Origin of the sequence: Streptomyces sp. TN58 (assembly GCF_001941845.1) — a bacterium.
Lineage (GTDB): Bacteria > Actinomycetota > Actinomycetes > Streptomycetales > Streptomycetaceae > Streptomyces.
Map to the genome: position 1 here is coordinate 584,507 of NZ_CP018870.1, position 25,344 is coordinate 609,850.

26 protein-coding genes and 1 pseudogene are annotated in these 25,344 nt (G+C 73.7%); 14 read left to right on the forward strand and 13 right to left on the reverse strand.

Annotation, left to right across the window (positions count from 1 at the left end; genetic code table 11):
• Positions 1-346 precede the first annotated feature (346 nt).
• The gene (locus tag BSL84_RS02760) at positions 347-1,129 is read right to left on the reverse strand and encodes a DUF1838 family protein (protein WP_075969709.1); all 783 of its coding nucleotides are present in this window, start codon (positions 1,127-1,129) and stop codon (positions 347-349) included.
• Between the two features lie 202 nt (positions 1,130-1,331).
• On the opposite strand from BSL84_RS02760, the gene BSL84_RS02765 reads away from it, so the two are divergent.
• From BSL84_RS02765 to BSL84_RS02775, 3 genes are all read left to right on the forward strand, one after another.
• Positions 1,332-2,339, forward strand: coding sequence for a DUF1996 domain-containing protein (locus tag BSL84_RS02765; RefSeq protein ID WP_075969710.1), 1,008 nt, complete (start codon positions 1,332-1,334; stop codon positions 2,337-2,339).
• A gap of 99 nt (positions 2,340-2,438) precedes the next feature.
• Positions 2,439-3,050: a sigma-70 family RNA polymerase sigma factor gene (locus tag BSL84_RS02770; RefSeq protein WP_030032794.1), complete on the forward strand. Its 612-nt coding sequence runs from the start codon at positions 2,439-2,441 to the stop codon at positions 3,048-3,050.
• Entirely contained in the window at positions 3,047-3,772 is a 726-nt protein-coding gene (locus BSL84_RS02775) for an anti-sigma factor (RefSeq protein ID WP_045322983.1), read from the forward strand. The genes BSL84_RS02770 and BSL84_RS02775 overlap by 4 nt, the downstream gene beginning before the upstream one ends.
• 402 nt (positions 3,773-4,174) lie before the next feature.
• Here BSL84_RS02775 and BSL84_RS02780 read toward each other — a convergent pair whose 3' ends face one another.
• Positions 4,175-4,906, reverse strand: coding sequence for a hypothetical protein (locus BSL84_RS02780; RefSeq protein ID WP_030031943.1), 732 nt, complete (start codon positions 4,904-4,906; stop codon positions 4,175-4,177).
• Positions 4,907-5,143: 237 nt separating this feature from the next.
• Between BSL84_RS02780 and BSL84_RS02785 the strand changes: the two genes are divergently transcribed.
• The 3 genes from BSL84_RS02785 to BSL84_RS02795 all read left to right on the forward strand — a co-directional run bounded on the left by BSL84_RS02785 (position 5,144) and on the right by BSL84_RS02795 (position 7,849).
• A complete protein-coding gene (locus BSL84_RS02785; protein WP_045322982.1) occupies positions 5,144-6,094 on the forward strand; it encodes an ATP-grasp domain-containing protein in 951 nt (316 codons plus the stop codon).
• Entirely contained in the window at positions 6,091-6,891 is an 801-nt protein-coding gene (locus tag BSL84_RS02790; protein ID WP_030034218.1) for an ATP-grasp domain-containing protein, read from the forward strand. The genes BSL84_RS02785 and BSL84_RS02790 overlap by 4 nt, the downstream gene beginning before the upstream one ends.
• A 103-nt stretch (positions 6,892-6,994) precedes the next feature.
• The gene (locus BSL84_RS02795) at positions 6,995-7,849 is read left to right on the forward strand and encodes a DMT family transporter (protein WP_045322981.1); all 855 of its coding nucleotides are present in this window, start codon (positions 6,995-6,997) and stop codon (positions 7,847-7,849) included.
• Between the two features lie 19 nt (positions 7,850-7,868).
• On the opposite strand, the gene BSL84_RS02800 is transcribed toward BSL84_RS02795, so the two are convergent.
• From BSL84_RS02800 to BSL84_RS02810, 3 genes are all read right to left on the reverse strand, one after another.
• Positions 7,869-10,178, reverse strand: coding sequence for a bifunctional polysaccharide deacetylase/glycosyltransferase family 2 protein (locus BSL84_RS02800; protein ID WP_234308482.1), 2,310 nt, complete (start codon positions 10,176-10,178; stop codon positions 7,869-7,871).
• A 100-nt stretch (positions 10,179-10,278) separates the two neighbouring features.
• Positions 10,279-10,821 (reverse strand): hypothetical protein, encoded by a 543-nt coding sequence (locus BSL84_RS35250; RefSeq protein ID WP_075969711.1) that lies wholly within the window; start codon positions 10,819-10,821, stop codon positions 10,279-10,281.
• 258 nt (positions 10,822-11,079) lie between these two features.
• The gene (locus BSL84_RS02810) at positions 11,080-12,162 is read right to left on the reverse strand and encodes a DUF2330 domain-containing protein (RefSeq protein WP_075969712.1); all 1,083 of its coding nucleotides are present in this window, start codon (positions 12,160-12,162) and stop codon (positions 11,080-11,082) included.
• An 85-nt stretch (positions 12,163-12,247) separates the two neighbouring features.
• Between BSL84_RS02810 and BSL84_RS02815 the strand changes: the two genes are divergently transcribed.
• Positions 12,248-12,760 (forward strand): hypothetical protein, encoded by a 513-nt coding sequence (locus BSL84_RS02815; protein WP_158880042.1) that lies wholly within the window; start codon positions 12,248-12,250, stop codon positions 12,758-12,760.
• A 47-nt stretch (positions 12,761-12,807) separates the two neighbouring features.
• Here BSL84_RS02815 and BSL84_RS02820 read toward each other — a convergent pair whose 3' ends face one another.
• The gene (locus tag BSL84_RS02820) at positions 12,808-13,494 is read right to left on the reverse strand and encodes a response regulator (RefSeq protein WP_030031987.1); all 687 of its coding nucleotides are present in this window, start codon (positions 13,492-13,494) and stop codon (positions 12,808-12,810) included.
• 68 nt (positions 13,495-13,562) lie between these two features.
• Positions 13,563-14,423 carry a sensor histidine kinase gene (locus BSL84_RS02825; protein ID WP_045322980.1) on the reverse strand — a complete coding sequence of 287 codons (861 nt, stop codon included), beginning with the start codon at positions 14,421-14,423 and terminating at the stop codon, positions 13,563-13,565.
• 150 nt (positions 14,424-14,573) lie between these two features.
• Here BSL84_RS02825 and BSL84_RS02830 point away from each other — a divergent pair, with 150 nt between their 5' ends.
• From BSL84_RS02830 to BSL84_RS02845, 4 genes are all read left to right on the forward strand, one after another.
• A complete protein-coding gene (locus tag BSL84_RS02830; RefSeq protein WP_045322979.1) occupies positions 14,574-15,284 on the forward strand; it encodes an ABC transporter ATP-binding protein in 711 nt (236 codons plus the stop codon).
• Complete coding sequence (locus tag BSL84_RS02835; RefSeq protein WP_075969713.1) at positions 15,281-17,590, forward strand: ABC transporter permease; 2,310 nt, start codon at positions 15,281-15,283, stop codon at positions 17,588-17,590. Before BSL84_RS02830 ends, BSL84_RS02835 begins: the two co-directional genes overlap by 4 nt.
• Before the next feature lie 104 nt (positions 17,591-17,694).
• The gene (locus BSL84_RS02840; protein WP_045322977.1) at positions 17,695-18,093 is read left to right on the forward strand and encodes a hypothetical protein; all 399 of its coding nucleotides are present in this window, start codon (positions 17,695-17,697) and stop codon (positions 18,091-18,093) included.
• A 70-nt stretch (positions 18,094-18,163) separates the two neighbouring features.
• Entirely contained in the window at positions 18,164-19,750 is a 1,587-nt protein-coding gene (locus BSL84_RS02845) for a condensation domain-containing protein (protein WP_075969714.1), read from the forward strand.
• A 72-nt stretch (positions 19,751-19,822) separates the two neighbouring features.
• On the opposite strand, the gene BSL84_RS02850 is transcribed toward BSL84_RS02845, so the two are convergent.
• The 3 genes from BSL84_RS02850 to BSL84_RS02860 form a co-directional block, all read right to left on the reverse strand.
• Positions 19,823-21,058, reverse strand: coding sequence for an RNA polymerase sigma factor (locus BSL84_RS02850; protein ID WP_078849113.1), 1,236 nt, complete (start codon positions 21,056-21,058; stop codon positions 19,823-19,825).
• Positions 21,059-21,134: 76 nt separating this feature from the next.
• On the reverse strand, positions 21,135-21,491 hold the full coding sequence (locus BSL84_RS02855; protein ID WP_030037445.1) for a YciI family protein: 357 nt from the start codon (positions 21,489-21,491) through the stop codon (positions 21,135-21,137).
• 204 nt (positions 21,492-21,695) lie between these two features.
• Complete coding sequence (locus tag BSL84_RS02860) at positions 21,696-21,965, reverse strand: hypothetical protein (protein WP_030037444.1); 270 nt, start codon at positions 21,963-21,965, stop codon at positions 21,696-21,698.
• Between the two features lie 112 nt (positions 21,966-22,077).
• Between BSL84_RS02860 and BSL84_RS02865 the strand changes: the two genes are divergently transcribed.
• A complete protein-coding gene (locus tag BSL84_RS02865; protein WP_075971950.1) occupies positions 22,078-22,416 on the forward strand; it encodes a thioredoxin family protein in 339 nt (112 codons plus the stop codon).
• Between the two features lie 67 nt (positions 22,417-22,483).
• Here BSL84_RS02865 and BSL84_RS02870 read toward each other — a convergent pair whose 3' ends face one another.
• On the reverse strand, positions 22,484-23,491 hold the full coding sequence (locus tag BSL84_RS02870) for a BtrH N-terminal domain-containing protein (protein WP_045322972.1): 1,008 nt from the start codon (positions 23,489-23,491) through the stop codon (positions 22,484-22,486).
• 105 nt (positions 23,492-23,596) lie between these two features.
• On the opposite strand from BSL84_RS02870, the gene BSL84_RS02875 reads away from it, so the two are divergent.
• Entirely contained in the window at positions 23,597-23,950 is a 354-nt protein-coding gene (locus BSL84_RS02875) for a DUF1304 domain-containing protein (protein WP_030033118.1), read from the forward strand.
• Positions 23,947-24,573, forward strand: a complete 627-nt coding sequence (locus tag BSL84_RS02880) for a TetR/AcrR family transcriptional regulator (protein WP_045322971.1) — start codon at positions 23,947-23,949, stop codon at positions 24,571-24,573. The genes BSL84_RS02875 and BSL84_RS02880 overlap by 4 nt, the downstream gene beginning before the upstream one ends.
• A gap of 79 nt (positions 24,574-24,652) precedes the next feature.
• Here BSL84_RS02880 and BSL84_RS02885 read toward each other — a convergent pair whose 3' ends face one another.
• Together BSL84_RS02885 and BSL84_RS36865 are read right to left on the reverse strand one after the other, a co-directional pair.
• Positions 24,653-24,859 carry a cold-shock protein gene (locus BSL84_RS02885; protein ID WP_030032248.1) on the reverse strand — a complete coding sequence of 69 codons (207 nt, stop codon included), beginning with the start codon at positions 24,857-24,859 and terminating at the stop codon, positions 24,653-24,655.
• 172 nt (positions 24,860-25,031) lie between these two features.
• Positions 25,032-25,331: pseudogene (locus BSL84_RS36865) on the reverse strand (HGxxPAAW family protein); the annotation flags it as partial.
• Between the last annotated feature and the right edge of the window lie 13 nt (positions 25,332-25,344).

A 25,344-nucleotide genomic window follows, 5' to 3' on the forward strand; every position in this document is an offset into this window, starting at 1 on the left:
TCGGCGGCCGCGGGGCCGGAAGCGAGTTGGTCGGTCTCGCCCCGGCTGCCGCCGCACGCCACGTTGTCCCGGCCGCAACGGCGAGGCAGGGGCAACGGCGGTCCCGGCGCGCTCCCCCGGCCGGTCGGCCTACACGCCATGTGGGGTTGGCGTGTGAACCGTCCGGCCCGGGAAGATCGCCGGTGGCCAGACAGTAGGCAACGCGGGGGTCGGCCGGATACGGGGAAAACCCTTGTCCACCCCCTGCGGCTCCCCCCGCGGGTCCCTCGGCAGGTGGTGTGACCAGGGCTTTCGCCGCAGCTGCCGGGCACCGGCCGCGAGGGTGGGACGGCAGGGTCGGGAGTGCTCAGAGCGCGTCGCGGTCCGGCGGGTAGAGCCTGCGGAAGTACGTCCAGCTCGTCTCGTTCGGCTCGCTCCACTTCCGTGGTGCGCGGGCGAACCGGGGGTGGTGGCCGGCGATGTACGCGCGGGTGCGTTCGGGGACCTGCTCGTAGGAGTCGAGCTTGCGGCCGCGGCAGTGGAAGACGAGTCCACCGGGGCGCGCCCCCTGCTCCATCCACGGCAGCCACGGAGACATACGGGTCCAGGACATCGTCGCCGGGACGCTCACCCGGTCGGTGCCCAGCACGGTAGCGGGTGCGAAGAACTGGAAGAGTTCCAGCGCCCGGTAGGTGTCGTCGGCCGAGTGGTCCGGGTACTGCTCGACCTTCAGCGGGGAGGGGTAGGCGAGCGGGATCTCCAGGCTGAAGCAGATCTGGTCGCCCAGTTCGGTCACGGGGATCGGGAAGGGGCGCCACTTCTGGTTGGCCGGGTCGTTCCAGACGTGGACCACGGGCTTGCCCTGCCAGGTCTCCATGATCTCCCGGGTGACCGGGTCGAGGTAGAACGCCGCCTCCCGGGACAGCAGCCGGTAGCCGCCGCCCTCCCCGTCGGCGGCGAGGCGGGAGACGTTGAGCCCTTCGAAGCCGAAGAGCCGCCGGTAGGGCTCGCCCGGGGCCCAGGAGTGGACGTCGCCGGTCCACCAGTAGGTGACCTCGCCGCCGTCGAGCCGGGCGCGGGTGCGGGCGAAGGCGTCCAGGAGCTCGGCGGGTGTCACCGGGGTCCCGGCGGGTCCCGCGGGGTGTGTCATGCGCCCACTGTGCCGGGTCGACGCGAGGCCGGACAAGCGGCTCCACGGACAACCATGGCCAGTTCACGACCGGTTGTGGCTCCCGGTCGGCGCTTCGGGGCCCTCCCGCCGCCGCACCCGTCCGGACGCGGTGGCGCCGTCCGGTGCCCGCGCCGCGGATGCCGGGTTGACGGCGGGGTCGCCACCGGCAACGGTGACCGCCATGGGGAAAGAACACCGGCTGCCCACTCTGCTGATCTGCCTGGTCCTGGGCGGGGTACTGGCCGCCGCGGTGCTCGGTGCCACGCGCGCCGCCGGACCGCACGCGGGAGCGGCGGCCGGCGCCCCCGCTCCGTCCGACTACGTGGACATACGCGATGTTCCGCCCGCCCCCGCCCCGGCTCCGGCCCGGCCCGCCGAGGCGGGCGGCGGATCGCCGGGGACGATGGCGGTGGATTGCGGCCGCAACGAGCAACGGCACTACAACGAGGACAACGTGGTGGTGTCGCCTGGCCTGCCGGCCGGCGCCCACCACACGCACTCCTACGTCGGCAACCTGTCCACGGACGCCACGTCCACCGAGGCCTCGCTGGCCCGCGCCGCCACCAGCTGTGCGGGCGGCGACCGGTCGGCGTACTACTGGCCCGTGCTGCGCCGGCTGGACCGGCCGGGCCTGCGCCCGTACGAGAGGGCCGCGGGGCACGGGAACAGCGGCGAGATCGTGCCCGAGTCCTCGGTCCGGCTGGAGTTCCGGGGCAATCCCGTCAGCAAGGTCGTGGCGATGCCGCCGTTCCTGCACGCGCTGACGGGCGACGCGGTCGCCCGGACCGCGGGCGCCGACGCCCGCGTCCGCGCACGCTGGGGGTGCTCCGGCTCACCCGACCGCACCACCACCAGCTACCCGCGCTGCCCCGAGGGCGACCTGGTCACCCGCAGCCTGGTCTTCCCCAGCTGCTGGAACGGGCTCGACACCACGAGCCCCGGGCACCGCTCGCACCTGCTGTTCCCCGGCGGCAACGGCGTCTGCCCCGCGAACACCTTCCCCGTACCCGAACTGCGCGTCTCGCTCTCCTACGAACTCCCCGCCGGGGTGCCCGTGGCCGTCGACTCCTTCCCCGAGCAGCGGCACAGCCCCACGACGGACCACGCGATGTTCGTGAACGCCATGACCGAGCGCCAGATGGCCGCGGTCGTCGACTGCCTCAACGAGGGCCGCTCCTGCCGGACTTGACCACCCGCCAGCCCGGGTGACGCAGATCACATGAACCGGATCGCCCCCGCCGGCGTGTTCCGACCGCACCACGCAAGCGAGGAAGACGGAGAGGGTGAGATGGCCGGACCACTGTGGCCCCGCACTCGGCGGGGGTCGACCGATGAGGCACTGATCAAGTCGGTGTACGAGGAGCACGGCCAGGCCCTGCTCGCGTACGCCACCCGGCTGACGGGGGACCGCGCCACCGCCGAGGACGTCGTACAGGAGACGCTGATCCGTGCCTGGCGGCACTCCGAGGTCCTGGTCAACGGAAAGGGCTCGGTGCGCGGCTGGCTGCTCACCGTGGCCCGGAACATCATCACCGACCGGTACCGGGCCAGGGCCGCCCGGCCGCCGGAGGTCTCCGGCTCGTCGGCCGCTCCCCCGGTGGAGGCGGACCACGCCGACTCCGTGGTGGACAGCATGACGGTGCTGGGCGCTCTGGACCGGCTGTCCCCGGAACACCGGGACGTGCTGAAGGAGTTGTACTACCGGCAGCTCAGCGTGGCGGAGGCCGCCGACACCCTCGGTATCCCGGCGGGTACGGTCAAGTCGCGCTCGCACTACGCGCTCAAGGCCCTGCGCGACGTCTTCAGGGACGACGGCTTCCGGGAGAGCGGCACAAGAGACGGAAAACGATCGGGCAGGCCGCCCCAGCAGCCGGCCGGACTGCGTGAGGTGGTGGCATGAACCGGCAGCGGCACGAGGAGGAACTGCTCGGTCCGTACGTGCTCGGCGTCCTGGACGCCGAGGAGGTCCGCCGGGTCGAGGGACACATGAGCGGATGCGTGCAGTGCCGGGAGGAGGTGGCCGCGTTGCGCGAGATGGAGGCGGCACTGGGCGAGGTGCCCGAGGAGGCGTTCCTCGACGGACCGCCGCAGGGTGGCGACCTGCTGCTCCAGCGCACCCTGCGCCAGATGCGGAACGAGCGCGCCGGGGCGGCACGCCGTCGCGCGGCGTTCACGGGCCTGGCCGTCGCGGCTTCGCTGGCCGCCGTGTTCTGGGCCGGCACCCAGCTGGGCTCGGCCGAACCGGGAGGCGTCGCGCTGCCCGCTCCCCCGTCCCCGACCGCTTCGGCGGACCCCTCGCCCCCGCCCAAGGGGACCACGCTGCACTCGGCGACCGATGCGGGCACGGGGGCCCGGATGACGGTGCAGATGACGCCTGCCACGAAGTGGGTGCGGCTGCGGGCGGCCGTCACGGGACTGCCTCCGGGCGAGCGCTGCCGCCTGGTCGTGGTCTCCAAGGACGGTACGCGCACCACCGCGGGCAGCTGGGTCGTGGGCAGCCAGGAGAACGGCGAGGCCAAGGGAGCCGGGCTGGACGGCTCGGCGGCCGTCGACCGGTCGGACGTCAAGGCCGTCGTGGTCGAGAACGAGGCCGGCCGGAAGTTCGTGACGGTGCCCGTCTGACCGGTGGGACAGCGTGACGGAGCCCGGGAGCATATCCAGCTCCCGGGCTCCTGTTTGCCACCCAATTGCGCACACCGGCACGTTTAAGAGTCGCGGATCATTCTGAGATCGACGTGTTCTACCTTTGAACTACCGCGCCATGGGAGAGGCGCAGGAGGGACTTGAACCCCCGTCCATCGATGGTCGTCCACGCTCGGTCGATCCGGTGTTCGGCGGCGAATACTGAGACTGGAGCGAGAATCTGAGATTCAAGGGGCCGCCTCTACCAGCTTGGGCCACCCCGGCACGCAATGCCGGGGGAGGGATTCGAACCCCCAACTGACACCCCTGTTCAGCTTCAACATCAGTTTCAGCTTGCGCTCTCGCGCACCTCCCGCAGACATACGGGAGGGGTTCTGAGGGCTACCTGAACAGGTAGCCGAACACCGCGTCCCCGACCCGCTGGTCGGTGACCTCGGCGCTGTTGGCCTCCTCGCGGGCGAACTTGACGGCCTGCTGGAGCTTCTCGACGCGGTCGAGCAGCTCGTTCACCCGGCGGGCGGGCAGCGCGCCGGAGAACTTCACGGTCGTCCAGTACCCGACCGGCACGTCCTCGTAGTACACCTCGACCTGGGCCGGGTGCTTCTCGGTGGCCTCCGCCTTGACGTGGTTGCGCGGCACCTTCTTGGTGCGGATCGTGCGCACCGGGTCCGTCTTCCAGGAGTCCGTCGACGGGTCCAGGTTCCAGGACTCCGAGGCGTCCAGCACCGGCAGCTTCCGTACGAAGGTGTGCAGGTCGGTGAGCTGCTTCTCCAGGAAGAGCAGGTACGGCACGGGCACCTGCGCCAGCAGGACGTTGCCGTCGACGACCACGTCCGCGGCCGCGCTGCGGTTCGCCCAGTCCTTGGTGGCGGTCACGTCGAAGAGCCGCGTGAGCGTACCGGCCGTCGCGCGCAGCACGTCCTCCGCCTTGACCTGCACCCGGGTGGACTCGGGCGGCAGCTGCTCGCCCTCCTCGTCCTTGGGCTGGTACGTCCGCGAGATGCCGGCCAGCAGGGCGGGCTTCTGCACGTCGTGGTGGGCCTGGGTGAGTTCCTGGAGCGACTTGGACTTGACGCCCTTTTCGACTGCGATGATCTGATTCAGCTTCGGCACGTGATCAACCTAGCAGCCTCTTGTCCGATCATTCACCCGGATTTCCGGCGCCCCGGGGCATGCGGGGGCCGCGAAGTCCCCGCCCTCGCGGGCGGGGAGAGCCGCCCCGGAGGGCCGGACGCCGCGTTGCACAGGAGGCCAGACGCGGACCGATCATCACATTGCGGTTCATGACATCCTGTGATGTCACAACTCGCCGGGCGGATTCGGCGGACGTCCGGGATTTGGGGAAGGTCGATGAGGCTCTGCTTCCTGGTGGAGGAGCACTACCGCCACGACGGTATGCCGAACGAGGTGATCGGCCGGCTGACCGCGTGGGGCCACCGTGTCGACGTCGTGCGGCCGGGCGGCTCCCTTCTCCGTATGACCGAGGCGGTCGACGCGGGAGCCCACGACGCCTGGGTGCTCAAGACGGTGTCGGGCGGCCCCGGGCTGACCGTCCTCGAAGCCGCCGCCGCGGCCGGGTTGACCACCGTCAACGACGCCCGGTCGATCCGGGGCGTGCGGGACAAGGCACTGGCCGCCGCCCTCGGGCGGCTGCGCGGACTCCCGCTGCCGCCCACGTACGCGGTCGCCCGCCCCGAACTGCTGAGGGAGATACCGGCGGCCGAGTACCCCCTCGTCGTCAAGCCCTCCGACGGCAGCTCCGGACGGGCCGTGCACCTGGTGTCCTCGCCCGGGCGGCTGGAGGCGCTGCTGCCCGCGCTCGCGGGCGAGGGCATGCTCATCGCCCAGCCGTACGTGCCCAACCCGGGTACGGACATGAAGGTGTACGCGGTCGGCGGGGAGCTGTTCGCGACCGAGCGCTGCTCCCCCCTGCGCCCGGACCCCTCGGTCCGGGAGCGCCGGGTGCCGCTGTCGGCGGAGGTGGCGGCCATCGCCGCCCGGGTGGGTGAGGTCTACGGGCTCGATCTGTACGGGGTGGACGTGCTGCTGGGTCCCGACGGGCCGGTGGTCGTCGACGTGAACGACTTCCCGAGCTTCCGCCAGGTACCGGACGCTGCGGCGCGGGTGGCCCGGGCCGTACTGGGGCTGGCCCGGGCCGGCGGCGCACCGGTGGCGGCGGCCGTGGCAGCGCCCGTGGCGGCGCCGGTGGGGCTGCCGTACACCGTCCCCGTGTCGATCCCGTCCCAGTCGCCGGCCCAGATCACCGCGCAGATCACCGCCGCCGCGGGTGACGCCGTATGAAGATCGGCCTGATCACCCCGGAACCGGGGCATCCGCTGCTGGCGGACACCACCGCCCTGCTCACTGCGGAGCACGAGGTGGAAGCGCTCGATCCGGTCACCCTCGGAGACGTGCCCCTGCCCCTGGCCGACGTCTACCTGCTGAAGTCGCGGACCCCGCACGCGTTGGGACTCGCCCGGTACCTGGAGCGGCGCGGGGCCCCGGTGGTCAACTCCGCCGCGGCCACGGCACTGTGCCAGGACCGGACGGAGATGGCCGGGCTCGCCCTGCGGGCCGGGCTGCCGTTCGCGGCGACCCGTACCGTCGGCGCCCTGGGGGTGTGGGCGCGGGAGGCACCGGCGTCCGGGCCCCTGGTGGTCAAGAGCAGGCGCAGCCGGCGCGGCGACCTGGTCGCCCTCGCCGACGACAGCGCGCGGCTGCGGGAGTTGGCCCGGCAGTGGCCGCAGGAGCCGGTCGTGGTGCAGGAGTACGCGCCCAACAACGGCTGGGACCACAAGCTGTGGGCCATCGGCGACCGGGTCTTCTCGGCCCTGCGCCGATCCGAGCTCTCCCCCGGCGGACGCGGCCCCACCCGCTCCCTGGCACCGGGTGAACTGCCCGCCGGATGGGCCGATCTGGTGCGCCGGGTCGGAACGGTGTTCGCGCTGGACGTCTACGGCGTGGACATCATCGACACCGGCGGCGGGAACCCCCTGATCGTGGACGTCAACGCCTTCCCCGGCATCCGCGGCCAGGCCGGCGCCCCCCAGGCCCTCGCCGCCCTGGCCCTGCGGCGGGCGGCGGCCGGCCGCGCCTGACACGGCTCTCCGGCAGGTCCGGACGGGGGAATGCGGGCGCCGCGACGCCCGCGGCCCGGTGTCGCGGCGCGGCCGGGCGGCGGGCCCGGTGAGGATCGGGGGCATGGGCGTCGTCCTGCCGGTCCTCTTCGCGCTGTTCGCGGCCTTCAGCAACGCGCTGGCCACCGTGCTCCAGCGGCGGGCCGCGCTCACCGTGCCGCAGAGCGAGGGCTTCCGCCCCGGTCTGGTCCTGGACCTGCTGCGCCGGCCCGTATGGGTCGCGGGCATCCTGGCGGTGATCGCCGCCGGGGTCGGGCAGGCCGCTGCGCTGGCCACGGGCGCGCTGGCGCTCGTACAGCCCCTGTTCGTGCTGGAGCTGCCGCTGGCGCTGCTGATCGCCTCCCTGCTGACCCGGCAGCGGCTGCCGGGGGCGCTGTGGCTGGCCGTGGCCGGGGTGGTGGCCGGGCTCGGGCTCGCGCTGGTGGCCGCCTCGCCGGCCGGGAACCGTACCGACGTGCCGCCGGAGCGGTGGGTGGTGGTGCTGCCGGCCTGCGCGGTGATCGTCGTGCTGCTCGCCGTCGCGGGCCTGCGGCGTCCGCCCGGCCGTTCGCGGGCCGGCTGCCTGGGCGCCGCCACCGCCGTCTGCTACGCGCTCACCGCCGCCCTGATGAAGTCCTCCGTGCACGTCCTCGACGACCACGGCGTCGGCGGGTTCCTGACCAGCTGGGAGACGTACGCCTTCGGCGCGGCCGGCGTCTGCGCCCTGCTGCTGCTCGAACACGCCATGCAGGGCGGCCCGCTCGTGGCCTCGCAGCCCGCGCTGACCCTCGGCGACGCGTGCGTCAGCATCGCGCTGGGGGTGGTGCTGTACGAGGAGCACCTGCGGTCGGGCTGGTGGCTGCTCCCCCAACTGCTGGGTGTGGGCGTGGTCTGCGCCGGGGTCCTCGCCCTGGCCCGCGCGGGCCAGGGCGCACCCTGACCTCGGGGCCCCTGTGCCGCTACCGCGAAGGCCAGATGTGATCCTGCGGTCCCGGCGCCCCGGGGTGCGACGCCCATGCGGGGTCGGTGTCGTGGCCGCCGTACGGGTCTGCCGGCTCCGCCAGGGGTTCGGTCCAGGGCGCCCCGGCGTCCGCCCGGGCACCGGGCGCGTACTGCGCCGCCGCGGGCGGCCCGGCCGGGGTGACGGGCACCTGAAGGCTGCCGTACCTCTCCATCCGCTGCCAGCGCAGGCGGGAGCCGGCGACGGCGGTGAAGACGGACTGGATGACGACCAGGTACATGAGCTGGCGGTGGACGAACTGCTGGAGCGGCAGGCTCCACAGCGGCCCGGGACGCTCACCGTCCAGGCGGAAGGCGTAGAGGGCCATCAGGACCTGGAGCAGGAGGAAGGCCCCCCACAGGCCGATGATGCGCAGCGGGTCGAGGAAGACCAGGCCGTAGACGGCGAAGACGTCCACGACCGGCGCGAGCAGCGGCAGCAGGACCTGGAACGTCAGGAGGTAGACCAGGCCCCGTCGGCCGAGCTTGCCGGCCTGCCCGCGCTGGGCCAGGGCCCCGCGGTGCTTCCACATGGCCTGGAGGGTGCCGTAGCACCATCGGTAGCGCTGCTTCCACAGGGCGCCGAGGGAGGCGGGCGCTTCCGTCCAGGCCTTGGCCCGCTCTTCGTAGACCACGCGCCAGCCGTCCCTGCACAGGGCCATGGTGAGATCGGTGTCCTCGGCCAGGGTGGTGTCGCTGACGCCGCCGACTCGCAGCAGGGCTTCGCGCCGGAACGCGCCGACGGCGCCGGGGACGGTGGGCATGCACTCGGCGAGGTCGAACAGACGGCGGTCGAGGTTGAATCCGACGACGTACTCGATGTGCTGCCAGCGGCCGAGCAGACCGCCCCGGTTGACCACCTTGGCGTTGCCGGAGACCGCGCCCACACGGCGGTGGGCGAAAGGCTGGACGATCATGCGGACCGCGTCGGGTTCGAAGACGGTGTCTCCGTCGACCATGACGAGCAGTTCGCAGGAGGCCGCGGCGATCCCTGTGTTGAGCGCGGCGGGCTTGCCGGCGTTCTGCTGCCGGATGACCCGTACGCCCGGCAGCCGGAGCGCCTCGACGATGTCGGCCGTGCCGTCGGTGGATCCGTCGTCCACCACGATGACCTCGACGGGGTGGTCGGACGCCAGCAGCGAGCGGACGGCCGCCTCGATTCCGGCGCTCTCGTTGTAGGCGGGGACGATCACGCTCACCGGCTGGGTGACCGGAGCTCCCCACGGCTTGCGCCGCATCCGCACGTGCCGGCGCGCGGCCACGAACACGGCGACCGCGCGGAGCAGGCTGATCGCGCCCGCCGCCCACAGCAGCCAGGACAGCACGTCGAGGATCCAGCCGCTGGTGCGGATCGCGGTGATCAACGCCATCCCCTGCCACCGGTCGGCGGTGCCGGCGTCCTGTACGACGGCCGGAAGGGCGACCGCGTCACCCACGGTGGCGAACGTCCAGCCGGACGCCTTCAGCCGCGGGACGAGCTGTTCGAGGGCGGCGACCGTCTGGGTGCGGTCCCCTCCCGCGTCGTGCAGCAGCACGATCTGCCCGGCGGAGTCCGAGGGGGTGGATCCGGCGACGATCGCCTCGACGCCGGGGCGCCTCCAGTCCTGGCTGTCGAGGGTCGTCAGGACGGTCAGGTACCCCTCCTGTCCGGCCTGCACGGCCGCGTCCCAGTCGGAGTCGCCGAGTGCCTTGGCGGTGGAGGAGTAGGGCGGGCGCAGCAGGGGCGTGGTGACCCCGGTGGCGCCGGCGATGACGAGCTGGGTCTGGCGCAGTTCGAGGGAGCGGCGCCAGGCGGATGCGGTGCCCAGGTCGGTGTGGGTGAAGCTGTGCAGGCCGATCTGGTGCCCCTCGGCGACGATCCGGCGGGCCAGGTCAGGATTCTCGGTGACGCGGGTGCCGACGGTGAAGAAGGTCGCGTGCACGTCGTGGCGGCGCAGCACGTCGAGGATCTTCGGGGTCCAGACGGGGTCGGGGCCGTCGTCGAAGGTCAGGGCGATCGTGCGGGGCGCAGGGGTGGCGGTGCGGCCGGCCGGCCCCTCGATCACGGGGCCGCCGGAGCTGATCGCGGGCGGTACCGACGAGCCGGCCCGCTGCTCACGCGCTGCGCCGTCGGGGCGGGAGTCGAAGAGGTGCTGGGTGTAGCCCTTGAGGAGCAGCGCCGCCGAGAGCGTGAGCACGAGGGTGGTGAGCAGCAGCCAGTGGGTGCGCAGAGGGACGTTGCGTACGGAGGTGTGCCGGCCCTGCGAGCGGCGGCGGCGGTTCTTCGACACGGGGGTGGGGCTTCCTGCCTGCTGCGTCGGGTGGTGCGGTACGTGGAGTGCGCTGCGTGTGCGCGGTGCGTGTGGTGCGGGCGGTGTCGGCCGACGGGGCTCAGGGGCGGCCGGTGGGCTTGACCCCGCCCTGGCCGGGGGGCGTGGAGAAGCGGCCCCGGCCGCCGCCGGGCGGCGACGGAGCGGGGTCCGCCGGTCCCCCGGTGGCCCTGGTCGCACCCGTGCCGGGTGCGGCGGTGGGGCCGGTCCCGGCAGTGGCGGCCGGTACGGGCGCGCCGGTGCGTGCGGCCGCCGGAGTGGCCCGGGGTCCGGCGCCTGCCGTGCCGCGGGGCGACGGGCCGGTCGTCGCCGCCCTGGACGGCTCCCCGGACGCCGGGGCCTGCGGGGCCTGGGCGGAGGGGAGGAACGGCGATCGGAAGGTGGGGCCGCCCATCAGCGTGCTCAGCAGGAGGACGACGTAGGCGGCGGCCGGTATCACCAGCAGCAAGCCCCATCGGCGTACGCGGCGCTGCCTGCGCCCCGAGCTGTCCACAAAGACCGGTGCGTCGGGCCCGGGAGGGGCCTTCGGTCCCCGCGCCGCGCCGATGTCACCGAGGAAGAGCTCCACCGTGTCCGGGTCGGACGTGCCGGGTGAGGGGTTCATGCGTGGTGGCCTCTGCGGATCGGGCGACGGGTGTCGGCGGGCGGGGCAGGATCGCGGCCGTCGGTGGACGACCCGTGCCCTTCAGCGCTGGAGCCGCCGCTGGTGTCACTCCCGGCAGCGCGAATCGGGCCCTTTCCACCCGTTGCGGTACGACCGGGGGCGCGCGGCCCGGTCCGCGCGCCTGCCCCGGCTGCGGCCGCCGGTGTCGCGCACACACCGCCGCGACCCTGCCTGCGGGGCCTCCTCCCCCGAGCTGCCTCAGTCGGTGGCCGGACGGCGGCTGCGACGGCGGATCATGGCGTAGGCGGTGGCGGCGACGGCCGCGGCGGCTGCGGGGACCGTCAGGAGCCAGACCGGGATGCCGTCCCCCACCGTGAGCAGCTTGTCGCGGTAGACCGCCCGGCGGTAGGGGGTGTCCTCGGGCGCCGCGCGCAGTTCGTGGTCGGAGTCGATCCGGCCGGGGTGCGGGAACTCCTGGTCGATCGCCGTGAGGAACACCGGCTTTCCGCCCGCGAGGGCGGCGAGCGGGCCGTCCTTCGGCACGATGGTGCCCGCGAAGGTCACCTCGGGTGCGGAGCCTCCGATGGCGGTGGCGGGTTCCATACGGTGGTCCGCCAGGACGTACAGGCCGAGCGACTGCGGGGTCTTCGCCATGCGGGAGAGCCGCATCGGATAGACCAGCCGGTCGCTGTCGAAGCGGATCTTCAGCGGGTCCAGGTCGCCGCGCAGCACCTTGCCCTTTCCGCCGTCGCGCGGGGCGAGGCGTACCGCCACGTACTCCCACTTCTGGTCGACGTACGGCTTGACCTCGGTGGCGAGGCGGTCGGGGAACTCGAAGCCGTTGCCCTCCAGCCAGTTCCTGAGGGCGTCGGGGTCGGTGGCGGTCAGCCGGGCCACGTCGAAGTCGCCGAGCCGCTCGCGGCCGACGACCCCGACGGGCGGCATGGTTTCGGGCGGCCGGGCGCCCGCACCGGCGCCGTCGACCTCGTCGAAGGGCCAGTCGCCGGACCGCGGCCAGAAGTGGGTGCGGGTCCGGCGCTCCGGCCGGGTCAGCTCGCGCAGCTCGTCGAACATGGCACGGTCGCCCAGCTCCACGGTGGCGCGTCCCGGTACGGGCATGATCCAGGCGGCCCGTTCCGCGTTCCCGCCGACGGTGAAGCGCATGACGATCTGTTCCGTACGGCCGTCCCAGCGCACGACGGAGGTCTCGCGGCTGACGCCGACGGCGGTCTTGCCGTCGGGGATCATCGCCCCGCAGCCGCAGGCGTAGGCGGGGTTGACGAGGGCGCCCACCTGGGTCGCGAGCAGGGCGAACAGCAGAAAAAGTACTCTTCGTTTCATCCACACGGCGTCTCAGACGGCCGTCCGTGTGATCCGGTTCCGCCCCCTGTCGCTGCCCGGTCCGGCCTGGCCCATACTGTGGCGCATGAGGGGGAGTGAGAAGCAGCCGCACGCTCTGCGGCGCCGGAGCGCGCCACCGCGCAGCCCGATGGTTCCGGACTCCGTGGTGGCGGAGATCGCGCGGCACGACTGGGAGGGCATCGAGTGCGGCTGCGGCCGGACCGCGGGCCATCTGGTGGACGCCGTGCACGACGCGGCGGAGGGGCATCCCGCCGCGTTTCACGCGCTGGAGGGCCATGCCTTCTTCGCTCAGCACCTGAAACCTCCGGCTCCCGCGGTCTGCGCCGTGCTGATGGCGGTGTGGTCGGCGCGGCCGCCGCGGCGGGCGACCCGCGAGGCGCTGCTGTGGACGCTGCTGGCGCTGCTGTGCACGGTGGACGACGGCGGCACCCACGAGGCCGGGCTGCACGGGCAGTGTGCCGCCTTCATCCGTACCGGTGTGGACGGCTTCCGCCGGGAGCTGGCCGCCGTCCCCGGCTCCGGTACGGCGGCGTACGCGGAGGGCATCCTGGAGATCCTCGGCCTGCCGGCGTCCTGACACCCCAGCCGATACAGGGGTGGCCGGCCTCGGGTCGTGACGGCCGGTCAGGCGCCCCCTTCCGGGCGCCGCGGGGTTGCCGTTCCCGGCGTCACGAGGCCGGTCTCGTAGGCGAGGACCACGGCCTGGGCCCGGTCGCGCAGCGACAGCTTCGCGAAGATGCGGGCCACATGGGTCTTCACCGTGGCTTCGCTGAGCGTCAGCTCCTGTGCCAGTTCGGCGTTGGAGCGTCCGTGGCCCATCAGGGTCAGCACCTCGCGCTCGCGCGGGGTCAGGGCGGCGAGTTCGCGGTGGGTGTCCGCGGTCGTGACCCGGTCCCGGGCGGCGGCGGCCGGGGCGCAGCGCTCCACCAGGCGGCGGGTGATCGACGGGGCGAGCAGTGCGTCGCCGGTGCCGACGAGGCGGACGGCGGCGGCGAGGTGTTCGGGGGTGACGTCCTTGAGGAGGAAGCCGCTGGCTCCCGCGGCGAGGGCCGCGTACACGTACTGGTCGAGGTCGAAGGTGGTCAGCATGATCACCCGGCAGTCCGGGGCGTGCGCGAGGATGCGCCGGGCGGCCTCCAGGCCGTCCATGACGGGCATGCGGATGTCGAGGAGGACGACGTCGGGGCGCAGCCGGCGTACCTGCGCGACGGCCTGCGCGCCGTCGGCGGCCACGCCCACCACGTCGATCCCGCGGGCCGTCAGGATCAGCCGGAAGCCGGTGCGGACCAGGTCCTGGTCGTCCGCGATCACGACGCGGGGCGCCGGCCCGTCCCCCGTGGCGGGCGCGCCGTCGGCCGTGCCGGGGGTCCCGGGGGCGGTCACGGCCGGTCCAGGGGGAGGCGGGCGCGTACCCGGTAGCCGCCGCCGAGGCGCCGGCGGGCGTCGAGGTCTCCCCCGTAGACGGCGACCCGTTCCCGCAGGCCGATCAGGCCGCGGCCGGTCCCCTCGGCCTTCGGTCCGGCGCCGTCCGCGGGCCCCTGCCGCGGTCCGGCCGCACCTCCCCCGAGCACGCTCGCTCCGCCGCTCAGCACCTCCACGCGCAGCGCGTGTTCCGCGTACCGCACCGACACCTGGGTCCTGCCTCCCTCTCCGTGTTTGAGCGCGTTCGTGAGCGCCTCCTGGATGATCCGGTACGCCGTGACGTCGATGCCCGCCGGCAGCGGGCGCGGGTCGCCGGACATGCGTACCTCCACCGGCAGGCCCGCGAAGGCGAACCGGTCGACGAGCGCGCTGAGCCGGGCCAGGCTCGGTTGCGGCGAGAGCCGGGTGGCCGCGGCGACCTGCGCCTCGTACGGGGCGTCCGCGCCGTCCTGCGCGGGCGCGAGCAGCCCCAGCAGGTGCCGCAGTTCGGTCATGGTGTTCCGCCCGGCCTGCTCGACGGCGGCCATCGCCGCCGCGGCCTCCTCCGGCAGGGTGGTGAGCACCTCGCGGGCGGCCCCGGCCTGGACCACCATCAGGCTGACGTTGTGGCTGACGATGTCGTGGAGTTCGGCCGCGATCCTGGCCCGCTCGGCGTCGACCGCGCTGCGGGCCGCGCTCTCGCGCTCGCGCTCCAGCAGCCAGCCGCGCTCCTCCAGTGCCGCCCGGTGGCCGCGCCGGGCGCGGAGCAGCGCCATGCCCAGTACGCCGGCCGCGGCCGCGGACAGGCATGCCGCGATCGCGGCGGTGATCAGCTCCACCCTCAACTCCCCACCCGTTCAAGCCCCGACGGCTTCGTGATCAAGACCATTGTGCCGGACGGGCCCTCGTACATCCCCAGGATGACCTGGCCCGGCCTTTACATCCGGGGGCGGACGTCCCGCCCCGGGGTCCCGCCTTAGGTTCGGGGCATGACAACCGATCACGACAGTGCAGGCCAGGTCGTCGTACGACTCGACGACGTACACAAGGAGTACGGCGACGCGAAGGCCCTGGACGGGGTCAGCCTGGAGATCCGCGCGGGTGAGGCGGTGGCCGTGATGGGCCCCTCCGGCTGCGGGAAGTCCACCCTGCTCAACATGGTGGCCGGGCTGGACCGGCCGACGTCGGGCACCGTCGAGGTGCGGGGGCAGGACCTGGGGCGGCTCAACGAGACGGGGCTGGCGCTGTTCCGGCGCCGCCACGTCGGCATGGTCTTCCAGTTCTTCAACCTCATCGACGATCTGCCGGCCCTGGACAACGTGGCGCTGGCGGCCCAGTTGACGGGGACCCCGGCCCGGCAGGCCCGGCGCCGGGCCCTGGAACTCCTCGACGAGCTCGGCATCGCCGATCGCAGGAACAACTATCCGGGGACCCTGAGCGGCGGTGAGCGCCAACGGGTGGCCGTCGCACGGGCGTTGATGAACCGTCCGGCGCTGCTCCTCGCGGACGAGCCGACGGGTGCACTCGACAGCCGGTCGGGGGAGCAGGTGATGGATCTCCTCATCGACCTCAACCAGATCGGCCAGACGCTGCTGATCGTCACGCACGACCCGGAGCTGGCCACCCGCTGCGCCGGCCGCCTGGTGGAGGTCGCGGACGGCCGGATCGCCCGGCAGAGCGCTCTGGAGGCGACCGCGTGAGCGCCGTGTGGCGGGCCTCGCGCGCGGCGGTGAAGCGCCGCAGGCTCCAGACGTTCGTCATCGGACTGGTCGTGCTCTGCTCCGCCACGACCGTCCTGCTCGCGCTGGGGCTGCTCAACGCCGCTTCCAGCCCCTTCGACAGGGCGCACTCCGCCCAGCGCGGCGCGCACACCGTGGCGACCTTCGACACCTCGAAGGTCACCCCGGAACAGCTGGCCCTGACCGCGCGGCGCCCGGGTGTGGAGGCGGCGGCGGGGCCGTTCGGGCAGGGCGTCGTGGACGTTCCCGACGGCCGGCTGTGGATGCCCGGCGGCTCCCTGACGGTGGTGGGCCGGGCCGACCCGTCCGGCCCGGTCGACCGGGTGGAGGTCCTGGAGGGCCGGTGGGCGACCGCGCCCGGCGAGATCGTCGTGGCCTGGCCGTCCGGGGGCACGCCCGGCCCGGAGCTGCTGGGGGCGGAGCTGGCGGTGCCGGGGGGCGGGCCGCTGCGCGTCGTGGGATTCGGCGCCACCATGTCGAAGTCGGCGGAAGGCTGGGTGACGCCCGAGCAGATGGCGTCGATGCGGCCGGCTGCCGCGCAGATGCTGTACCGCTTCACGGACTCCTCGACCGAGGCGGAGCTGCGGTCCTCGCTGGCCGCGGCGACGGCCGGTCTGCCCGAGGGGGCGCTGGCCGACCGGCAGACCCACCTCACCCTGAAGCGGGCCTTCTCGGCGCTGGCCGACAGCTATCTCCCGTTCATGACGCTGTTCGGCGTCCTCGGCCTCCTGGTGTCCGCCCTGATCGTCGGGAACGTCGTCAGCGGGGCGGTGGTCTCCGGCTACCGGCACATCGGCGTGCTCAAGGCCCTGGGGTTCACCCCGAACCAGGTGGTCGCCGTGTACCTGACGATGATGGCCGTACCGGCCGTCGTCGGCTCCGCACTGGGCACTCTGCTCGGCAACGCGCTGGCCGAGCCGATCCTGAAGGTCGCCTTCTCCGGCATCGAGACCGGCCGGGCCTCCGTCGGCGGCGTGGCCGGCTGGGTGTCGGCCGTCTGCCTGCTGGGCATGCCCGCCCTGGTGCTGCTCGCCGCGCTGGTTCCCGCCCTGCGGGCCCACCGGCTGTCCGCCGCCCGGGCGATCAGCGCCGGCGGCGCCCCCGGGACCGGCCGCGGACTGCGCGTGCAGCGCGTCCTCGGTGGCAGCCCGCTCCCACGCGCCGTCAGCCTTGGCCTGGGGCAGCCGTTCGCCCGCCCCGGCCGCACGGTGCTGACCCTGGCCGCCATCGTTCTGGGGGTGACCACGGTGACCCTGGCGACCGGGCTGACCGGCACCATGCTCGCCTTCGACGAGGCCGGCCGGGGCGAGGGCGGTCCCCGGGTCCGGGTGGAGGCGGGAGCCCCGGGCAACGGCCGGCCCGCCCCCGCGCTCAGCGACGACCAGATCGAGGAACGGCTGCGGTCACTGCCCGGTGCGACGCACGTCCGGGCTCGCGCTCTGGCCCAGGTCGGTGTGGGCGGGCAGTCCCAGTCGGTGTTCGCCACCTTCTACCGCGGGGACGACTCCGCGCAGGACGGCCGGATCGCCAGGGGCAGGCCGGCGCGGGCGGCGGGCGAGATCACGGCCGGCCCCTCGTTCCTGACGCAGCGCGGCCTGCAGCTGGGTGACCGGGTCACCCTGGTGCTGGAGGGCAGGCAGGTCACGGCGACCGTCGTCGGCGTACTCGTCGACGGCAACGCAAGGGCACTGGACGCCACCTGGCAGACCCTCGCCCAGCTGTCACCGGACGCCCGCGCCGTCGAGTACGAGGTACGGCTCGCCCCGGGCACCGACGCGCAGGCGTACGCCGCGGAGGCCGAGGCCGCCGACCCGGGGCTGCGCGCGACGGTGCCGGACACGGGCAACGCCGGCACCACCACCGTCGTCGCGTTCTCCTCGGTGTTCACCGTCCTGTTGAGCGTGGTCGCCGCCCTCGGCGTCCTCAACACCGTCCTCTTGGGCACCCGGGAGCGCCGGCGGGACCTCGGCATGCTCAAGTCGATCGGGATGACACCCCGGCAGGTCGTGGCGATGACCGTGACGTCGGTGGCGGGGATCGGGGCGGTCGGCGGGCTGCTGGGCATCCCGCTCGGGATGTTCGCGCACCGGCTGGTCGTGGACAACGTCGGGGTGGTCGCCTTCCCGGACTCGATGAAGAACATATGGGACGTGCCCCAGTTGTCGATCCTGCTGCTCGCCGGCGTCGCGATCGCCGTCATGGGCGCGCTGGTTCCGGCCCGGTCGGCGGCGCGGATGACGATCGCGGCCGCCCTGCACACCGAGTAGCGGGGCGAATTGCGGATGCGCCGGGCGAGCGGGGCTTCGTAAACTCTCCCGGCGCACGAGCGCGGGGCCCCGGCTCCGCCGGACCCCGTGGGAAGGAGACTCGGATGCCCCGCAGTCCGAAGAAGGCCCGACGCCTCGTCGTGGACGGGGACACCTACACGCGGTCGGTGCGCCACCGGCACGGCAGACCGGGCGGCGGCGCCGGCGACTGCAGCGAGTCCCTGACCCTCCACCTGGCCGGGGCGCGCGGACACCTGCGCATCGTGTTCCGGGAGGGGCCCGGCAGGCTGGTCCCGCAAGGCTACCCGTTGGTCTCCGGGGAGGTGTCCCTCGCCGGCACCGAGTCCCTGTACCTGCACGAACCCGGCACGGTCCGGGCCCTGTTGGAGGAGGCCCGGGCTCGCGGGTGGCGTCCCGACGGCCCGTCGGGCATGGAGATCGACGGCTGGACCCTCTTCGAGGCCGCCCTGTGCAGGCGGAACGCGGGCGCCGCCAGGGCGTGACTCCGTCACCTCACCGGGCCGGGGGTCGTTAGGGCCTGGGGGTTGACTCGGGGGGCGAAGGGATGGCGGTATGCGGCAGTTTCCTCTGGAGATGCACCACGTGGCACCCGGCAGGGTGGTCGAGTGGCGGCTCAGGACCACCGCGGCGGAGGCCGGCGGAGCGGAGGCCGGCAGGCCGGGTTCCGGCGGAGCGGAGGCCGGCGGGCCGGGTTCCGGCAGGCCGGATGCCGCCGCGCCGGACGCCGGGAGGCCGGATGCCGCCGGGCCGGCCGACCCGGCGAGCCGGAAAGCGTCCTTCAACCAGGACAAGCACTTCACCGTCGCCGAGGAGAGCCGGGCCGCCGACGACCCCGTCGCGTCGTGGGTCGCGGTCACCTTCGAGGTGACCGGCCCGCTGGACGAGCAGGCTCTGTCCCGGGCCCTGCTCTCCTTCGTCCAGCGGCACGAGGTACTGCGCTGCGCGTTCCGCCGGCTGGCCGGGGAGGTGGCCTGCGAGCCCTTCGCCCCGGCCTCGCTCACCCTCGACCCCGAGCACGTGGGCACGTTCGACGACGCCGGGGTGCTGTCCGACTTCCTCGTCGAACGGTTCAAGCGGAGCATCGACACGCTGTCCTGGCCGCTGTTCATCATGGGCGCCGTGGTCCGCGAGGATTCGGCGACGGTCTACCTCGCCTTCGACCACATCGTCTGCGACGGCATGTCGATGCCGATCGTCGCCCGCGAGGTGCTGACCGCCTACGAGGGCCTGTGCCGCGGGGAGGCGGCCGAACTGCCGCCGGCGCCCAGCTATCTCGACTTCGCCGAGGAGCAGCGCCGCCGCTACCTGTCCATCGACGTCCGCGACAGCCGGCTGGACCACTGGAAGGCCTTCATGGGGCCCGCCGGCGAGTTCTTCCCGCGCTTCCCCCTGGATCTCGGCGTCGAGCCGGGGCGGATGTACCCCATCGTCAACGAGGCCTCGATGCTGCTGGACGCCGGTGAGGCGGAGGTCTTCGAGAAGACCTGCCTGGCGGTCGGCGGGAAGCCGTTCATGGGCGTGCTCGGCTCTGTGGCCGTGTGTCTGCGCGATGCCGGCGGTCCTGGCGTCTACCGGGGCCTGATGCCGGTCAGCGAGCGCGGCCGGAGCACCTGGACGAACTCGGTCGGCTGGTTCGTCAACACCCTGCCGATCGAGTTCGACGCCTCGCCGGGCCGGGACTTCGCCCAGGTGACGGCCTCCGTCCGGGCCGGGTTCGCCGAGATGATCGCCCATGGCGACGTGCCGTTCGTGCGGGCGTGGGAGCTGCTGGCGCCCGAGGAGTTCGCCGCCCGCTCCTGGCCGTACCCGGTGAACTTCTTCTCGTACATCGACATGCGCAAGTGCCCGGGCGCCGAGCGCCACGACGAGTGGCGGCCCACCACGCACGTGTGGTCGGCGCGGGCCAACGGTGCCTGCTCGTGGTTCCAGCGCGACACGGAGGGGCTGCACATGAACTCCATCTACGTCGACACCCGCGCGGCCCGCCGGACCATGGGCGACTTCCAGGAGGCACTGCGACTGACGGTTCAGGAGGTCGCCCGCTCCGGCGGCTTCCGCCGGCCCGTCGCCCTCACGCCGCAGCGCCGGCCGGTGCGGGGGGCCCCGCTGGACGTGGCCGGGTTGGCACGGCGCGGCTGAGCGCCGCTCGGGGGCTCGGCTCAGAGGCGCGGCCCGGGGGCTCGGCTCAGAGGTGCGGCCCGGGGGCTCGGCTCAGAGGCGGGCCGCGCGCCGCAGGAGCAGGGCGCGTTCGCGCTGGTTACGGGTGAGCGAGGCCGCGCGTTCGAACTCTGCCCGGGCCTCGCTCGGCCGGCCGAGGCGCTCCAGCAGGTCGCCCCGGACGCTCGGCAGCAGGTGGTAGGCGCCGAGGGCCGGTTCCCGCGCCAGGGCGTCGACGAGCGGCAGGGCGGCCGCCGGGCCCTGGGCCATCGAGACGGCCACCGCCCGGTTGAGCTCCACCACGGGTGAGGGGGTCAGCTGGACCAGCCGCCCGTAGAGGGCGGCGATCGCGGTCCAGTCCGTGTCCTCGTAGCGGACGGCGGCCGCGTGGCAGCCGGCGATGGCGGCCTGGAGGGCGTAGGGGCCGCTGCCGGCGCGGCTCATCGCCCGGGCGCCCCTGGCGATGAGCATGCGGTTCCACCGGGCCCGGTTCTGGTCGGCGAGCAGCACCGGTTCGCCGTCGGGGCCGGTGCGGGCGGCGATCCGGGACGCCTGGAACTCCAGCAGCGCGGCGAGGCCGTGCGCCTCGCCCTCCTCGGGCATGAGGGCGGCCAGTACGCGGGCCAGGCGCAGGGCGTCCTCGCAGAGGGCGGGCCGGACCAGGTCGTCGCCCGAGGTGGCCGAGTAGCCCTCGTTGAAGATCAGGTAGATGACCTCCAGGACCGAGGAGAGCCGCGCCTCGCGGTCGGCTCCGTACGGGACCTCGAAGGGCACCCCGGCCTTGGCGAGGGCGCGCTTCGCCCGCACGATGCGCTGGGCGACCGTGCTCTCGGAGGCGAGGAAGGCGCGGGCGATCTCCTGGGTCGTCAGCCCGCCGATCAGGCGCAGGGTGAGCGCGATGCGGGCTTCGGTGGCGAGGACGGGGTGGCAGGCCGTGAACACCAGGCGCAGCAGGTCGTCGTCGATGTCGTCGGGCTCGGACGGTTCTGCGGGTGGCGGCTCGTCCTCCAGGGTCCGGCCGACTTCGGCGAGCTTGCGCGCGTAGGTCTCCTTGCGGCGGACGAGGTCGATCGCGCGGTGCTTGGCCGTCGCCATGAGCCAGGCGCCCGGGCGGTCCGGGACACCCGACCCGGGCCACTGCTCCAGTGCGGTGACGAGGGCGTCCTGTGCGATCTCCTCGGCGATGCCGACGTCCCGCACGATACGGGTGACTCCCGCGATGATCCGCGCCGACTCGATCCTGAACACCGCTTCGACCGCCTGGGCCGTGTCCGCTGCCGTCACGGCCACCCATGAGAGCAGCCGCGACGGTGCAGGGCAAACACGGCACGAGCGGTCGGGCGCACGAGCGTGCGGGCGTCCGGGATCACATCTCCTGGATCTCACGGACCTCGGCGCTGACGTTCCATTCAGCCGGGTGGATCTCCAGGAACCGCCGGGTCCACTCGATGGCCTCGGCCTTGTCCTTGCACTGGCAGAGGGAGTAGCCGCCGACGACCTCCTTGGTCTCGGTGAAGGGGCCGTCGGTGTAGCTGATCTTCCCGCCGGACCAGCTGAGACGGGTCGCCTCGGAGGTGGGGAGCAGGCCCGCGGTGTCGAGCATCACGCCGGCCTTGGTGATCTCCTCCAGCAGGGCGCCCATGCGCTGCTCGAACTCCGGCGGGAACTCGTTCGGGGGAAGGTCCTGCTCGTTGATGCGGATCATCGTCAGGAAGCGCGGCATGGTGACTCCTCGGTCGCGGGGGCGGGGTCCTTCCCCGCCTCTCACCCTTGCGTCGAACGGGAGGCGCCCGGATCGACAGCCCTGCGGAAATTCTTCGAAGAACTTTCGGCGGCGACCACCGGCGGCTCCGCCGGGGCGCCCGGCGGCGGAGTGCCGGGGCTGCCTCCGCCCACCCGTCAGCCGGCCGGGCAGCCCGCCGGCCGGTCAGCGGCTGTCGCCGGTCCAGTCCCAGTGGCCCGGATCCCCCGCCCTGCGCCGGTAGTGGGCCCGGCCGCCCGCTCCGTAGCGTCCTATCTCGGTGGGGAGGCGGGCTTCCTCGTCGAGCTGGGACGCGCTCCAGCCCGTGATGTCCAGGAGGAGTCCGTCGAGTGGGCCCCCGACCAGTTCGCCGTATACGCGGCCGGAGCGTGGGCCGGGGTCGGGGTCCTCGTGGTCGGCGCCGTAGACCCGGCGCCGGAGCATCCTGTCGTCCATACTGATCAGCTTCACAGGCGGCACTGACAGCGGCCCGGCGGACGCCCGCCCGGCGGCGATGATGGGTGCGGCGCTCCCGGTGGAGGAGCGCACGAGCGAGGAGCGACAACGCATGGCACGTGGGGTGCACCGGCCGCAGGAGGACGAGGAGTTCGACTTCGTGCTGTCGATGACGACGGGACCCGTTCTCGCCTACTTCTGCGGCACCTGGCCCAAGGCCGTGCAGGCCTGCCGTGCGATGGACGCGGTCGTCCGCGAGCTGGCACAGGAGTACGGGACCAGGTTCACGGCCGTCCGCACCGACATGACCCGCTGCCCCGGGGCGACGAAGCGCTACGGCGTGACGAGCGCGCCGACCGCCGTGCTCATCGAGCAGGGCGAGGCGGTCGCGAGCCAGGCGGGCCCGATGAGCCGGGAGGAGTTCCGGGCGTTCCTCGACGCCCGTCTCTGACCGGCGGGGCCCGGCACGCACGCCCTCACGGGCGGCCGACGCTACTTCGACGACACCCCCGGGCGGCTCAGAGGAGGGTGACGGCCCTGCGTTCCAGGGCCACCGACTGCTCCACCAGGGTGGCGAACTCGTCGAGGAGCGCACGCCGCACGGCGGGGTCGGGGGCGGCGTCGGCTTCCGGCGCGGCGTCCGCTGCGGCGGCGCGGGCCAGGCCCGCGAGCCGGGACCAGTGCCCGCCCGACTCGCGGAACAGCTCTGCCGCCCGCTGCCGCCCGGCCAGGTCGAGGAAGTCCGCGTACAGCGGCCGGGTGGCCCCCGGGGCGGTCCACTCCTCCTCCAGGCAGGCGTACAGCCGGCGGGTTCCCGCGCGGAAGGCGTCCGGCGCGGCGAAGCGGCGCTCCCAGCCGGCCTTCGTGCGGGTGTCGCGCAGCTGCGCGGCGAACTTCTCCATGCCGCTGAAGCCGAAGTTGACGTCGAACTTGTTGCCGAGCACCGGCCCGGTGAGCCGTGCGGCAGTGGCGGCGAGGGCTCCCTCGACGTCGGGCTCCCCGTCGGCGGGGCCGGTGGGCACGATCATCTCGTGGCGCCCCTTGCGGTGCCCTGACCAGGCGGCGCCGAACTCCTCCGCGGCGATCCGGTACGGCGACCCGGCGCCGTCCTCGACGTACAGGGAATCGCCCTCGTACCCGGCGAGGACCACGGTGTACGGATCGGCTCCGGCCATCTCGTCCGGGGCGCCGTGCCACGGGAGCCCGGACCGGTCGACGGTGCAGAACACAGGGCGCCCGGCGTCGAGGGCGGCGTGTACGCGGTCCCAGCGCGGGGCGGCGCTGTGGGCCGCCTCGTAGGGGACGCGGAGCCGGTCGAGGGCGGAGCGGACCCAGGAGACCGGGTGGGCCTGGGCGACGATCGTGAGCTGGGGCGGCCGTCCGGTGTACTCGAAGACGAAGTACATGAAGCCCACGCCGCCGGCGAGGCCCGCGACGAGCGGCTCGTCGTGGGTGCTGCCGAGGGCGTGCCGGATGAGGGAGCTCTCGCGGTGGCGCCCCGGGCCGAAGTCCTCGTACACGAGCATGCGGTCAGGGTACGTCGCGGCCGGTCGGAAGCCGCGGTAAACCACTTCCTGTACAGTTGTCCAGGAAATCGCCCCGCGCTCTCATCCCCAGAAGTGGAGACGGCCATGCAGACGGTCGCTCAGATACTGATCGGCCTCGTGGCCGCGCTGCACGCGTACTTCCTGGTCCTGGAGATGTTCCTGTGGCAGCGGCCGCCGGGCCGGGCCCTGTCGGGCTTCGACGCGGACACCGCCCGGCTGACCGCGCCGCTCGCCGCCAACCAGGGCCTGTACAACGGTTTCCTCGCCGCCGGACTGGTGTGGGGGCTCGCCAGCGGCTCGCTCGCCACGCAGGTCTTCTTCCTCTCCTGCGTGATCGTGGCCGGCGTGTTCGGGGCCGCGACGGCCAACCGCCGGATCCTCGTCGCCCAGGCGGTGCCGGGGGCTCTGGCGCTCGGCGCCGCGCTGCTGGCCGCATGAGCCCACAGGCACCGGGCCAGGCACCTGACCCAGGGGAACAGGATCCGCGGCCCCGTCCGGAGGACCCCCGTACCGCCCGTACCAGGGCGCGGCTGCGCGAGAGCCTGCTGGCGCAGTGTGCCGGCCGGCCGCTCGCCGAGATCAGCGTCTCGGCGGTGGCCCGCAGGGCCGGCGTCGGCCGCGCCACCTTCTACCTGCACTACGACGACCTCACCGCGCTCGCCGTCGACGCGTGCGCGGACGTCGTGCACGCGGCGGTCGACGCCCTGCACGCCTGGCAGGCCGACCCCTCGCCCCTCCCCCCGGCCCGCCCTCCGGCGGCGCTGGCCGAGTTCCTGACCGGGGCGGCCGAGCGGGCGCCGCTCTACCGGGGCCTGCTACTGCCGGGCGGCAGCGGCCCCCTGGGCGACCGCCTGCACCGGGAGCTACGCGCCCGCGCCCGCGCCGAACGCGCGGCGGTGGGCGCTCCTCAGCCCGAGCTCGTCGCCTCGGCGGTCGCCGCCACCTTCACCGGGGTGCTCGCGGACTGGCTGCACGGGGAGGTCCCGGCGGATCCGGCCGCACTGGCCGACCACCTGTGGCCCCTGCTCCTGGCCCTGCACCGGGCGGTCCGGCCGCAATAGTGCCGGCACCGGCGCACGGAGAACCCCGCCGGCGAAACCGGCGGGGCTGCGTTCTCCGCGACACGGCGCGTGGTGGCGGCTACCCGATGGGGACCACGTTCTCGGCCTGGGGGCCCTTGGGCCCCTGGGTGACGGTGTAGTCGACCCGCGCGTTCTCCTCCAGCGACTTGAACCCCGTCGTCTGGATCGCGGAGAAGTGCACGAACACATCAGGACCGCCGTCGTCCTGCTGGATGAAGCCGAACCCCTTCTCCGAGTTGAACCACTTCACGACACCTGTTGCCATCTTGCTGATCCTTCACAACGGTCCACTGCGGGCCGCACACGCGGCCGTCTCGATCGTGCCCAACGGTCCCCCACAGCACACGCCGAACGCGGCCAACCGGGGCGCGTCGCACATTCGAACTTGCGGTCGACCTGTCCGCGATACGAGCACCCACCCCGCCCCCACGGCCCCACGCCGCCTCTTCGGCGGTCGGCAGCGCCGCCGGGGAGCGGGAACCGGCGACGGCCGCCGTGGCGCGGCGGCGGGGTCCCGCGGCGCGGCAGCCCAGGCAGTCGGCGTGCCCGGTACGCGCCGCGATGTCCCGGACACGCCAGTCCCACTCGGCTTCCGGCCGCGGGCCGCTCGGCTTGCCCCAGCCGGCGAGGTGCAGCACCCAGGTGACGAGACCGGCCAGGACTACGGTGCCGAGACCGATCAGGATCCCGGACGGCCAGGCCGCACGCACGGCGGCCCCCGCTCCGGCGAAGCCCAGTAAGGCGGTTCCA

Excerpts from the sequence above, each read along its gene's own strand:
- BSL84_RS02760 (WP_075969709.1), bottom strand. The coding sequence starts at position 1,129 with ATGACACACCCCGCGGGACCCGCCGGGACCCCGGTGACACCCGCCGAG.
- BSL84_RS02765 (WP_075969710.1), top strand. The coding sequence starts at position 1,332 with ATGGGGAAAGAACACCGGCTGCCCACTCTGCTGATCTGCCTGGTCCTG.
- BSL84_RS02770 (WP_030032794.1), top strand. The coding sequence starts at position 2,439 with ATGGCCGGACCACTGTGGCCCCGCACTCGGCGGGGGTCGACCGATGAG.
- BSL84_RS02775 (WP_045322983.1), top strand. The coding sequence starts at position 3,047 with ATGAACCGGCAGCGGCACGAGGAGGAACTGCTCGGTCCGTACGTGCTC.
- BSL84_RS02785 (WP_045322982.1), top strand. The coding sequence starts at position 5,144 with ATGAGGCTCTGCTTCCTGGTGGAGGAGCACTACCGCCACGACGGTATG.
- BSL84_RS02790 (WP_030034218.1), top strand. The coding sequence starts at position 6,091 with ATGAAGATCGGCCTGATCACCCCGGAACCGGGGCATCCGCTGCTGGCG.
- BSL84_RS02795 (WP_045322981.1), top strand. The coding sequence starts at position 6,995 with ATGGGCGTCGTCCTGCCGGTCCTCTTCGCGCTGTTCGCGGCCTTCAGC.
- BSL84_RS35250 (WP_075969711.1), bottom strand. The coding sequence starts at position 10,821 with ATGAACCCCTCACCCGGCACGTCCGACCCGGACACGGTGGAGCTCTTC.
- BSL84_RS02810 (WP_075969712.1), bottom strand. The coding sequence starts at position 12,162 with ATGAAACGAAGAGTACTTTTTCTGCTGTTCGCCCTGCTCGCGACCCAG.
- BSL84_RS02815 (WP_158880042.1), top strand. The coding sequence starts at position 12,248 with ATGAGGGGGAGTGAGAAGCAGCCGCACGCTCTGCGGCGCCGGAGCGCG.
- BSL84_RS02830 (WP_045322979.1), top strand. The coding sequence starts at position 14,574 with ATGACAACCGATCACGACAGTGCAGGCCAGGTCGTCGTACGACTCGAC.
- BSL84_RS02840 (WP_045322977.1), top strand. The coding sequence starts at position 17,695 with ATGCCCCGCAGTCCGAAGAAGGCCCGACGCCTCGTCGTGGACGGGGAC.
- BSL84_RS02845 (WP_075969714.1), top strand. The coding sequence starts at position 18,164 with ATGCGGCAGTTTCCTCTGGAGATGCACCACGTGGCACCCGGCAGGGTG.
- BSL84_RS02855 (WP_030037445.1), bottom strand. The coding sequence starts at position 21,491 with ATGCCGCGCTTCCTGACGATGATCCGCATCAACGAGCAGGACCTTCCC.
- BSL84_RS02860 (WP_030037444.1), bottom strand. The coding sequence starts at position 21,965 with ATGGACGACAGGATGCTCCGGCGCCGGGTCTACGGCGCCGACCACGAG.
- BSL84_RS02865 (WP_075971950.1), top strand. The coding sequence starts at position 22,078 with ATGGCACGTGGGGTGCACCGGCCGCAGGAGGACGAGGAGTTCGACTTC.
- BSL84_RS02870 (WP_045322972.1), bottom strand. The coding sequence starts at position 23,491 with ATGCTCGTGTACGAGGACTTCGGCCCGGGGCGCCACCGCGAGAGCTCC.
- BSL84_RS02875 (WP_030033118.1), top strand. The coding sequence starts at position 23,597 with ATGCAGACGGTCGCTCAGATACTGATCGGCCTCGTGGCCGCGCTGCAC.
- BSL84_RS02880 (WP_045322971.1), top strand. The coding sequence starts at position 23,947 with ATGAGCCCACAGGCACCGGGCCAGGCACCTGACCCAGGGGAACAGGAT.
- BSL84_RS02885 (WP_030032248.1), bottom strand. The coding sequence starts at position 24,859 with ATGGCAACAGGTGTCGTGAAGTGGTTCAACTCGGAGAAGGGGTTCGGC.